Here is a 12,150-nt window from a genome sequence, read left to right as displayed (position 1 = left end):
GCATCCCCATTATCTATACATTTTATTGGATTTGGTAATTTCATGGAAAATATCATTCATATTAACAATCCCTATGATATTCATTTGTTCATCAATTACATCTGCAAGTTCTGAAGGATGAAGTGTGGATAGTTTATTATAACTTTTAGAAAGTAAAATATCTTTTGAGGTAAAAGCTGTTTGAATATCATCCCATAACATTAGTTTACTTGATATTTTAAATCCTAATCTCTTTAATGGTTTAGCAATTCCAATTCTTCTTAATAGCCCATCCATGCCAATATCTACTGCTGCAATGAACATACCTGATGGTACTATAACTAATCTAACATCGTTAGCTCTAACTACCTTTCTTCCGTTAACATCAACAATCTGTTTGTCCAAAACATACTTTTTCAGTAACATATAGTCACCTAAATCTTTATCTTGAACTTCACTACACATTAAAACATACTGTCCTTTTTCCTTAGAAACACTGATATTATCAAAATAAATAAATTTTACTCCTTCTTTTGTCTTAACAACAGCTATAGTAACTTTAGGATTTTGAAAATTCACATCAACAGCTACATCCTTTAAAGTTCCTATTACTTCTTTACTATTAGTATAAATTTTATTACCCAATATTCTGCTTAAATAAACACTTGTAAATTGCATTGTATACACTCCTTTGCTTCCAGGATGCACAATGCAAAGTTTTTAATGCAAGTACATCCCTATAATATTTTTACCAATAAATCTCTAAATTTTATATCATTACATTTATGACACGGGTCACCGTCCATTAAATTCATCACTCTCCTTAGCTTGGTAATTTATACAATAAAAAAATCTCTTCACAACAAAATGAAGAGATTGGATTCTTAATAAATTCCAAGACAAAAAATAGTACATCTTCACTCGTTGAGCTTTGACTCTGTAAAGCTTAGATCATAAGCATTCATATTTTTATGAATGTTGTCAGCTACATTAAGTAAAACCTTAATCCGGTAGTACCTGCTCACCCATTGGTGTCTCTCGACATTTCTGGGCAGTAGCGTATGTCTTATACAGTAATCTCACCTAACAATGTTATTAAATTATACTTTTAATTAGTAATAATACGTTTCTTATTATATACATATATTCCTTAGTTGTAAATATTTTTTAAGAAATCAAATGTTAAAAATATGTTACTTAGAAAATATACTGCCTCAAAATGTATTTTAAGGCAGTACCTAATTATTCTAATTTTGTGTCAAGAACTCTGTTTATATAATAATTGGCAAAATAACTAAAAAATATCAATTAAAGAATTCAATTATACCAAGTATTATTAACAATATGCCTGAAATTAATGGTGCATATTTACCAAATAATTTACCCAATACGTGATTGCCTACAGCTTCACCAATTATAATTGTAAGAATACTCAATATAAATGTAAATATGACTGTAAATTTAATATTAACTCCTGTTATACTAGCTGCTATGCCGGTACCTAAGTTATTAAAGGTTAACCCAAATGCTACAAGAAGAGCTTCTTTTATGTTTATATCCCCAGAGTTGTCCAAATCTGACTTTTCGGCGTATTCAATCATATCAGTAATATCTTTTAAAGCAAGTTCACTTGATTTTTTATTATTTATAAGTTTTATTATGCTTTGAATTATAAAATATACTCCCAATATAGCAATGGCTATAGAACCTAATGCATTTGCTATAGAGTGAGGTAAAAATTTTGATATATATACCCCAAGTGACATTGATAGAAATGTTCCTGTACAAGTTATAACTGCTATTGCAAGGTTAGGAACTACTCCTATCCTTATTTTCTTTATTCCATAAGCAATACCTACAACTACATTATCTAGATTAGAGGATAAACTAAACAATAATGCAGATAAAATTAATGTCATGCATAGTCCCCTTTTTTATTCTTTTCTTTTTAGTATATGACTTTAAATTTTTAGTGTGCTTAGGAGTTCAAAAAAGAAGATGTTTTAAATACATTGCAGTTCCAAACTAAAGTATATATAAAAAATTTACTGGGGATATTATAAGTACACAATTAAAAATGGAAGTGACTCAATTGCCAAAAAAGCAAAAAAGCAAAAAAATTCATAAAGTAAAAAAACATATACTGCTCAAGGTTTTTTTTGTATTTCTAATAGTTATATTACTCTTTTGTATTAAGTATTTATCTATAGCAGTATCACTCTATAATGATGCGTCAGCTAAAATAAATTCTATATCATACAACACTTTTCATGGGAATCAAACAACTTATTTGTATGATTCAAAGAACACTGTAATAAATAGACTATATGGTTCGAAAAATTCTCTATATTTAACATCTTTCTATATACCTCAAGCTGCAAAAAATGCCTTTATATCTATAGAGGATAAAGATTATTTTAATCATGGTGCTCTTAGTATAAAAGCAAATCTTAGAGTTTTATATTCTATTATAAAAAACAAGGGAAAAATTACACAGGGTGGAAGTACAATTACACAGCAGCTAGCTAGGACTGTGTTTTTAAATTTTGACAAAACTTATAAAAGAAAATTAGAAGAAATAATAATTGCCATAAAATTAGATCAAAAATATACTAAACAACAAATTCTAGAATTTTATATTAATAATATTAATTTTGCTAATAATGCTTATGGCATTGAGGCGGCTTCAAGAAGATATTTTAACAAAAGTTGTAATGAACTTAATTTATCACAAATATGTTTTTTAGCTGCAATACCTAATAATCCTACTTACTATAACCCTATAAGGAATATAAACAATACATTAAAACGTAGAGATCTTATTCTATTATCAATGAGACAAAATGATTATATTACAGATTATCAGTACACTACAGCAGTTAACTATAAAATTGTATTAAATCCAGAAAAATATGATGGAAATGTATGGGTTGAATCCTATGCTCTTAATTGTGCTGCAAGGGTGCTTATGAAGCTAAATGGATTCCAATTTAGAAATACATTCGATACACAGCAGGATATAGCTAGTTATGATAAAAATTATTCTAATGTATATAACGAATGTATAAATGACATCCGCACTAATGGATATAAAATTTATACTTCTATAGATATGGATAAACAAAAACTTTTACAGGATTCCTTAGATACTGGGCTGCTAGATTTTACAGAACAAAATAAAGGAATATATTCTCTGCAGGGTTCATCCGTTTCAATAGATAATAAAACTGGATATGTTATAGCAATAGTAGGTGGTAGAACAAGTCCCGAAAAAGATTATTTGAATAGGGCATTTCAATGCTTTAGACAGCCTGGTTCATCTTTTAAACCCTTAGCAGTTTATACTCCTGCCTTTGAAAAAGGATATGATGACACAAGTATTATAAATGACCATTATACAAATGGAGGTCCTCATAATGATGGTGATGTTTATATGGGAGATATATCTATAAGAACAGCTGTGCAAATGTCATTAAATAGTGTGGCATACCAAGTATTTAATGATATAACACCTACTTATGGATTATCCTTCGTAAGAGATATGAATTTCAATAAAATTGTAAAAAAAGATTACACTCTATCTGCTGCATTAGGCGGTTTAACTTATGGAGTAACTCCCATAGAAATGGCATCTGCTTATTCGACACTTACAAGGGGAGGCGAATTTATTGCTCCTACATGCATACGTAGTATTGTAAATAGCCAGGGACAAACTATTTATGAAAATAACTTAGGAAAGAGAAGAATATTTACTTATAATGCAAGTTATTTAATGTCAGATATTTTAAAAGGCACTTTAGAAAATACCTGGGGTACTGCATATAATGTAAAGCTTGATGGAATTACCAGTGCTGCTAAGACTGGTACAACAAGTAACCAAAAGGATGGCTGGTTATGCGGATATTCTGCCTACTATACTACAGTAGTATGGGTTGGATATGATATACCAAGGTATGTTGATAACTTATATGGTGGAACATACCCAGGACAAATTTGGCATAATTATATGCAGCAGGTACATTCAGGATTACAAGATAAGGATTTTTATACACCTTAAATAAAATAACGATATATCACAAATATAATATAAATGAGCAAGAGATTTTTTGGTCAAATTTTAACCTATGCTACTATTTTAATTGTTGCAATATACTTTTTTATTAAAGCAAAAAAAAGGAGAAAATAATTAGTAATCATTAAAAACAATTTTTCATAATATATTTTGATAAAACATAGCAACCTTTTCCATAAATCCTTCCTGCAAAATTATAAAAATTAATTTTGAGCATAATATACCAAGTATAACTCCTGCTATAACATCTGTTGGATAATGAACATACAAATACATTCTGGATAAAGCTATTAAAAATGCTATTCCTATAAATATCAACTTATACTCAGTAAAATACATGGACAGCACTTCTGCAGCAGCAAAGGAAGACAAAGTATGTCCTGAAGGGAAAGAATAAGATATGGGCTTTGAAATCAACATATTCAAACTATTTTGCTGATTACATGGCCTAGTTCGTCTCACTATATGTTTCACTATTCCCTCTCCAGCAATTGTACTCACAATTAATGTTAATATCACTACACTTCCAATCATCCTATACGGTTTATCTAATATTAAAATAATAGCTATAATAATCCAAACAATACCCAGGTTACCCATATCTGTCACTATAGGCATCAACATATCTAAATATTTATTTTGTACATACTTCTTAATAGAAAGTAAAATATAATTATCAAACATATCTATTTTTCTTAAAATATTTAAACGCATATTTTCTCCTCCTCGTAATTAAAATTTAATAATTTTTATTCTCTTATATATTATCCACTTAGTAGATTAAAATTAGGTTAAAAAGTCCTTATATTTAAGTTAAAAGATATTAGCACATTTTTATATATTTAAGACATAATAAAGCTGCACCCCCATCAAATATGGGAATACAGCTTAAAAATAATTTAAATAATAAAATTTATTCTCGTATAATGCACTAACTTTGTACATATGTCTCCTTACAATTTTTCATATTATAGTTTCTAAAGGATTCTTCTAATTCTTCCAAAGATTTATTACGTGTTTCTGGTACAAATTTATAAGTAAACAATATGTCAATAACACCAAATATTACAAATACAATAAATGAACAAGTTAATCCGGCTGTCTTCAATAATATAGGATACATAAACCCAACACAAAATGTACCTATCCATAAAAAGAATGTTGCAATTCCCATACCTAAGCCTCTTACTCTTAGTGGGAAAATTTCAGACATTTCTAACCAGGTTACAGGGCCAATAGTTCCTTGAAAGAAAGCCAAAAAAATCATAGTTAAAGCAATAACTAAGAATGGAAGTAATGCTGATCCTGTTAACTTAAACGTAACTATAGACAACGCAGCCATTGATAAAGTAGTAGCAGCATATCCTAATAATAACATAGTCCTGCGATTAAACCTATTTGCTAAAAATTTCATGTAAACCAATGCCGAAGTAACAGACACCATTCCATTTCCTATATTAGCAATTAAAGCTGCTTTAACTCCAAATCCAGCCTTCTCTAAAATCGTTGTGCCATAATACATAACTATATTTACTCCAGCAATCTGCTGTGCTATACCTATACCAATGCCAATTAGTACAAGACGGCGAATCCATGGAGTACTTATATCCTTAAAAGTTGCTCGTTTCAAATTTTCCTCTTTATTTATGTTACTCTGTATTACTTTAAGTTCTTTTTGTGCTTCCACTTCATCACGGATTGTTTTTAAAACTTCAAGTGCTTTATCAGTTTTTCCTTTTGCAGCAAGCCATCTTGGTGTTTCTGGAACTAGTAACATTCCAAACCATAAGATAACTGCTGGAATAGTAGCTATTGCTATCATATATCTCCATATTCCAGGATTCCCAGAAATACTTCCTAAAATAGCATTAAATATGTAAGCTAGCAGTTGTCCTAATACAATCATAAATTGATCTTGTGAAACAATACTTCCTCTAATGCTTGAAGGTGCCATTTCTGATAAAAATGTTGGTACAATAGCTGATGCTCCACCTACTGCTAATCCTAATATAAATCTACAAATAATAATAACTGATGCAGTTGGTGAAAGTGCACAGCCTAAAGTTGCAAAGAAAAAAATTACCGCAAGTGTTCTAAGCAGCTTTCTTCTTCCATATTTGTCAGATAAACGTCCTGTAAAGACTGCCCCTAAAGCTGCTCCTAAAGTTAGAGAACTTGTAACAGCACCTTGAGTAACAGCTGTTAAATTCAATTGATCTTTTCTTGACATAAAAGTAAGTGAGCCATTTATAACTCCTGTATCATATCCAAATAAAAGTCCTCCGAATGTTGATATAATAGATATTTTTTTCAAAAGCCTTGATTTTTGTATGTTAGAAGCTTCTACCATTTTAAATCATCTCTCCTATCATTTTTGTGATGGTTATTTATTTATTATATATTGAGTATCTTTTGATTAAATGTTATCACTTTTCTTATAACTTAGTCAATATTTTACCATAATATCCTTTTTATTTATTCATAACTAAGTTTATTCTGCTTAACTTACAAATAACATCTTCTCAATTATTTACTTTTAATAATTTTTATATATAATTATATTTAGAATATGAATATATTCCCTGTAAAACTCACTAATGCTGCATGATGTTTTACTATTAACATATTAAATTTAGATTTTTGAAAGGTATGGTATTATGAAATCAAAGAGAATAAACCAGATAGAGGAATATGTGTTAAATAAAAATACTGTAACCTTAGATACCTTAACGGATGTTTTTAATGTATCCAAAAACACTATACGTAGAGACATACAGGAACTAATTAAAAGAGGAAACATAAAAAAAGTATATGGGGGTGTTGCATCAAATTCTAAACTGTTATCAACATTTAATGAAAATCAAATAAAAAATACCTACACTAACGGTTTAATAGCAAAAGCTGCTTCACGTTTCGTTAAAGATGGAGATATAATATTTATAGATTCAGGTACAACAACTTTAAATATGGGAGATTTTTTAAAGGATAAAAATAACCTTACTATAGTAACAAATAATCTAAGCTTTATCATAAACTGCTTAAAATATACTAACTTGAACATAATTTCAACTGGAGGAACATTAAATCGAGAAACAAATTCTTTTTCAGGAATAGATTCTTTAAACCTGCTTAAAAATTATAATATAAATAAAGCTTTTATGGATGCCACAGGAATATCCTTAACTAATGGGATTACAAATTCTTCTCCACTTGAAAGTGAAATTAAAAAAATTGCAGTAAAAAAAAGCAGCGAGGTATTTATACTTGCAGATTATTCAAAATTTGATATTTGTTCTCTAGTAACTTACTGTGATTTAGATGATATAGATTACTTAATAACAGATAAATTTCCACCTGAAGCGTATAACCAATTAATTGAAAAAAGTTCTATAGAATTAATTGTCTCAGAGCAATTATGAAGATAAAGGAGATATAGACATGAATAAAAATTACTTAGAAAATTATTCAAAAATAGTTGTAAATGCCGGTCTTAATATACAAGACAATCAAATATTGGTTATAAATTCACCAATAGAATGTGCTGAATTTACCAGATTAATTTCTGAAGCTGCCTACAAACAAGGTGCACGAGATGTAATAATAAATTGGAGTGATGAGCTTTCAACAAAAATTAAATATTTAAATGGAAAAGACGAAATTTTTGATGAGTTTCCAAATTGGAAAAAGGAATTATATACATCCTATGCTAAATCCGGAGCTGCATTCTTAAGTATTTATGCCCAAGATCCAGAACTTATGAAAGATGTAAATCCAAAAAGATTAATGCGAGCAAGCAAAGCCCAAAATATTGCACTTTCTGAATATAGAGAGAGGATTATGACAGATAAAAATTCCTGGTGTGTTATATCAGTTCCAACTAATTCCTGGGCAAAAAAAGTTTTTGAAGACCTTTCAGAAGAAAAAGCAGTTGAAAAACTGTGGAATACTATATTTAAAACTGTAAGAGCAGATGAACCAAATCCTATAAAGGCATGGGATATTCATAAAGCAAATCTTAAAAAAAGTATGGATTTTCTCAATAAAAATAAATTTGAATATCTCATATACAAAAATTCACTAGGTACTGATTTAAAGATTGAACTTTCAAAAGATCATATATGGCTTGGTGGTTCATCCTCTACGCCTGAAGGAATAGAATTCATGGCAAATATGCCTACAGAAGAAGTGTACACTTTTCCACTAAAATGGGGTGTAAATGGAAAAGTTGTAAGTTCAAAACCTTTAAATTACAATGGAAATCTTATAGAAAATTTCTCTTTAACCTTTAAGGATGGCAAAATTATAAGCTTTACCTGTGAAAAAGGTTATGAAACACTAAAAAATCTTATTGAAACAGATGAAGGTTCTCATTACCTAGGCGAAGTTGCATTAGTACCTTTTAATTCCCCTATTTCCAATTCCAATATACTATTTTACAACACACTTTTTGATGAGAATGCATCCTGCCATTTAGCTATAGGTGAAGGTTACCCTACCTGTTTAGAAGATAGTGAAAATATGAGTAAAGAAGATTTAAAAAATGCAGGTATAAATTCTTCTCTAGAGCATGTTGACTTTATGGTTGGAACGGAGGATTTAGATATAACCGGAGTTACAGAAGACGGAAAAGAAATTCCCGTATTTATAAATGGAAATTTTGCATATTAGATGTGAATGGGTATAGATTTGTGTAAAAACCAAATCTATACCCAATAAAGTTTGTGTATATCTACTGTTTAACTATTACAGCAGTTCCATGTAAATCGCATATTGGAACTACAAAGACATTTTCTTCCCTGCAAAACTGTTGTACTGCCTTCCTTACTCCAGAAAATTGAGTGTTATTATAGTCATGTATAATCATATATCCTCCTACACTCATACGGGGATAAAAAAACTTTAATCCTTCATATATTGGCTGGTACAAATCTGCATCTAAACTAACCACTGCAAAATTTACGTCTATTCCATATGCAGTATCAGGGAAGTATCCATTCTTAAATATAGCCTGTTCTCTATAAGGAAGCCTACTGGATACCATATCAATACTAGTATCATTAAATTTTCCAATTTCACTGCGGGAAAATTCATTTTTCTTTTCAATTTCTATATCACGCCCGTCAAATCCCTCAAAAGTATCAAATAAATATATATTTCTCTTTGGAAATAAAGCGTTTATTGCAGCTGCAAATTTTCCTTGATATACTCCTAATTCTGCTACATCTCCTCGAATATCTCCCCGCTCCACTTCTCTAGCAATCAACTTTAAGATTGCAAGACGAATATCTAACTGCTGACGATATTCAGTAATACTAATAATATTGCATTTGATTCCTAACGCTTCAATTTGTAATTTTACTTCCCTGCAGGCATCTTTGTTTAAAATTGCTACATAAACATAGTCTGGTTCTATACCCAAAAGCTGCTGCTCATTAACAACAGGTATACTGTCAATCTTAGTACCTTGCATTTTCTTATTATTGTCACAATATGCCACAACTTTCATATCTGGACTTAAAAGATTTCTCATCATTTGTCCACCTTGTCCTACACCCCAAATTACAACCTTTTTCATTGCCATACCTTCTTTTGCAAATCATTTTTAATTTATTACTAGTGTTATCCCTTTTAACAATGCAGTTTATCTAATACCTTGTTAATAAATACATCTATAAGTTCTGGATCAAACTGAGTGCCTGCATTAAGTTTTAGTTCCCCTATAGCAACTTCTTCTGACAAAGCACTTCGATAACTTCTTTTACTGGTCATAGCATCATAAGAATCTGCTATAGCTATAATTCTCGATTGAAGTGGTATTTCTTTTTCCCTTAAACCCTTTGGATATCCATTTCCATCCCACCTCTCATGATGAGCCAATACATAGTCTGCCATTTCTGACATATCATCTACTGTATTAAGTATTCTATATCCTATTTCTGGATGTCTTTTTATTTCCTGCCATTCTTCTTCTGTAAGTTTTCCAGGCTTATTGAGTATATTTTCCTCTATAGCTACTTTTCCTATGTCATGAAGCAATCCAACAGTTTTTAATTCCCTAATTTCATGTTCAAGTAGACCGAGAGCCTCACCCATATCTTTGCATAATAGTGAAACTCTATGAGAATGTTCTTCTTCTCTTTTATTTTTTTCATGAAGTGCAGTAATTATAGCACTTATAGTTTTCCCTATCATATTTGGCCCTTCAAAAAGCTTTCTTTTGTACATGTAATCTTCAGCTTTTTTGAAAGTTTCTTGAATTTTTACTTTTCTACTCTTCTTAGTTTCGTATCCAAAGGAAATAGATATATCAATGGCGCCTATCTTTTCTTTTGCTGCTATGGATTTAATACGTTTAAGAACTTGTTCTGTTTGAAAAGCATCTGTTTTAGGTAATAAGATTACAAATTCATCTCCTCCCCATCTAGCAGCAATGTCCTCCTTTCGACATCCCTTTTTTATGACTTCTGCCACCTTTTTAAGGAGTTTGTCTCCCATAATATGACCAAGAGAATCATTCACAAGTTTTAAACCATTTACATCTCCCATAACAATTGTAAGTGGTAAACTTTTTTCTACATCTAGTCTATTTAATTCTGTTTCAAAAAATCTTCTATTATACAAACCTGTTAATTGATCATGGTAACTCAAATATTCCAATTTAAGTTGCATTTCCTTTCTATCTCTAATATCCCTCCATAGTGAATGAAAAACTTTCTTTCCATTAAGAAAAATAGTCGTTAACATAACCTCTACTGGTAATACATTTCCATCGGCTTTTTTATACCACCATTCAAATTTACATTTTCCATTTTCTATAGTACTTTTACGCATTCTAATAACTTTTTCTCTGGTTATTTCTCCATTTGGCTGTTTTTCAGGATAAAACTCAAGTGGATTCTTACCTAGTATAAATGTTTTTGAATCATATCCTAATGCTTTAACCATAGCTATATTACAATCAACTATATTGTCATCTGAAATTATAAATATAGCATCCGATGAGTTTTCAAAGAGGTTTCTAAAAGTGGCTTCACTTAATTTCAATTCCATTTCGTTTTGTCTTTCATCAGTAACATTTCTCGATATGGCAAGTATTTCTTTCTCATTATTTTTTACTATTCTAATTTCAAAATAATATTCCTTATTACGAATCCACACCTTATATTCAAAGCTATCCAATATTCCTTCTTTAAGCACTACCTGCATTTTTTCATAGAGTTTTTCTGACATACCTTTAGGAAAAATTTCTAAAATATTCTTTCCTATAAAACCTTTTTTGGGCATGAGCACATATTTTTCTTCACTTGACATACAATCTATCAAATACCCTTTATCATTAACGACAAATAATGCATCGGGTAATGCCTTAATAATAGCCTTGTTTTTTTCTTCACTTTTACTTAATTTCTTTTCATTCTTAATGATTTCATCACATTGAAGTCTTAATTTTTTCTTGGAATCAATCAATTTTTTTACATATGTTTTAAGTTCTTCATTAACTAATGATATTTCTTTATAGCTTTCATTAAGTTTTTTTTCCACAAGATCAACCTTTTTTAAAAGATTGCTTATTAATAAATATAAAACAAATGTAGTTATAACAACATATAGACATCCCTTATATACATTTATAGCTAAAAACATATTATCATCACTAGCAAATTTAATTGCAATTCTATCAGAAAAGTAAACCCAAGGTAAACTAATCCCTAAAAATATTAAACATATTCTTATACTTTCGTATTTCCACAGTTCATTATTTTTATTAAAAATTGAGTAGATTTTTTTTCTTATTGATACAAGCATACTATACCCCCATCTGTAATATAATTCTACAATTCCGCTCAATTTATTGATATTAAAACATTATTGGCTTTATATTTTAATATAAAGTAATTCTTAGGTTCAGATGGAGTTTGCTTATAAGGATGGCTTTTCTCCAGCTGAACATTAGAATCACTTATCCAGATGCGTAACAGTGCTTATCCCCCACCTTGATGGAATATAGGGGTATTAGCAATGGTAGCAATCGGATAAATGTAATATATCCTTATATACTGCCTATTTCGATAAAATACAGCAAAAATTATTTAACTACA

General features: G+C 29.7%; 9 protein-coding genes and 1 riboswitch. Of the genes, 3 read left to right on the top strand and 6 right to left on the bottom strand.

Translation table 11 applies throughout. The features are described from left to right. Positions 1-9 precede the first annotated feature (9 nt). Positions 10-657, bottom strand: coding sequence for a PRC-barrel domain-containing protein (locus DMR38_RS08095; RefSeq protein ID WP_243124488.1), 648 nt, complete (start codon positions 655-657; stop codon positions 10-12). 231 nt (positions 658-888) lie between these two features. After that, a riboswitch (M-box (ykoK) riboswitch) is annotated at positions 889-1,077 on the bottom strand. Positions 1,078-1,283: 206 nt separating this feature from the next. Then, positions 1,284-1,898 carry a manganese efflux pump gene (locus DMR38_RS08090; RefSeq protein WP_127720799.1) on the bottom strand — a complete coding sequence of 205 codons (615 nt, stop codon included), beginning with the start codon at positions 1,896-1,898 and terminating at the stop codon, positions 1,284-1,286. A gap of 158 nt (positions 1,899-2,056) precedes the next feature. On the opposite strand from DMR38_RS08090, the gene DMR38_RS08085 reads away from it, so the two are divergent. Then, positions 2,057-4,036 (top strand): transglycosylase domain-containing protein, encoded by a 1,980-nt coding sequence (locus DMR38_RS08085; protein WP_127720798.1) that lies wholly within the window; start codon positions 2,057-2,059, stop codon positions 4,034-4,036. A gap of 153 nt (positions 4,037-4,189) precedes the next feature. Here DMR38_RS08085 and DMR38_RS08075 read toward each other — a convergent pair whose 3' ends face one another. Next, positions 4,190-4,765 carry a phosphatase PAP2 family protein gene (locus tag DMR38_RS08075; protein ID WP_127720797.1) on the bottom strand — a complete coding sequence of 192 codons (576 nt, stop codon included), beginning with the start codon at positions 4,763-4,765 and terminating at the stop codon, positions 4,190-4,192. 217 nt (positions 4,766-4,982) lie between these two features. Continuing rightward, the gene (locus DMR38_RS08070; RefSeq protein WP_127720796.1) at positions 4,983-6,401 is read right to left on the bottom strand and encodes a sugar porter family MFS transporter; all 1,419 of its coding nucleotides are present in this window, start codon (positions 6,399-6,401) and stop codon (positions 4,983-4,985) included. A gap of 307 nt (positions 6,402-6,708) precedes the next feature. On the opposite strand from DMR38_RS08070, the gene DMR38_RS08065 reads away from it, so the two are divergent. Both DMR38_RS08065 and DMR38_RS08060 read left to right on the top strand, forming a co-directional pair. Continuing rightward, on the top strand, positions 6,709-7,470 hold the full coding sequence (locus DMR38_RS08065) for a DeoR/GlpR family DNA-binding transcription regulator (RefSeq protein WP_127720795.1): 762 nt from the start codon (positions 6,709-6,711) through the stop codon (positions 7,468-7,470). Between the two features lie 19 nt (positions 7,471-7,489). Continuing rightward, on the top strand, positions 7,490-8,719 hold the full coding sequence (locus tag DMR38_RS08060) for an aminopeptidase (RefSeq protein WP_127720794.1): 1,230 nt from the start codon (positions 7,490-7,492) through the stop codon (positions 8,717-8,719). A gap of 61 nt (positions 8,720-8,780) precedes the next feature. Here the strand turns inward: DMR38_RS08060 and DMR38_RS08055 are convergent, their stop codons facing one another. Both DMR38_RS08055 and DMR38_RS08050 read right to left on the bottom strand, forming a co-directional pair. Further along, positions 8,781-9,626: a TylF/MycF/NovP-related O-methyltransferase gene (locus tag DMR38_RS08055; protein WP_127720793.1), complete on the bottom strand. Its 846-nt coding sequence runs from the start codon at positions 9,624-9,626 to the stop codon at positions 8,781-8,783. A 53-nt stretch (positions 9,627-9,679) separates the two neighbouring features. Beyond that, positions 9,680-11,857, bottom strand: a complete 2,178-nt coding sequence (locus DMR38_RS08050) for an HD domain-containing phosphohydrolase (RefSeq protein WP_127720792.1) — start codon at positions 11,855-11,857, stop codon at positions 9,680-9,682. Positions 11,858-12,150 lie beyond the last annotated feature (293 nt).

Origin of the sequence: Clostridium sp. AWRP (assembly GCF_004006395.2) — a bacterium.
Taxonomy (GTDB): domain Bacteria; phylum Bacillota; class Clostridia; order Clostridiales; family Clostridiaceae; genus Clostridium_B.
Note: the sequence above shows the minus strand (reverse complement) of the source record. Positions and strands in the feature narration are given on the sequence as shown.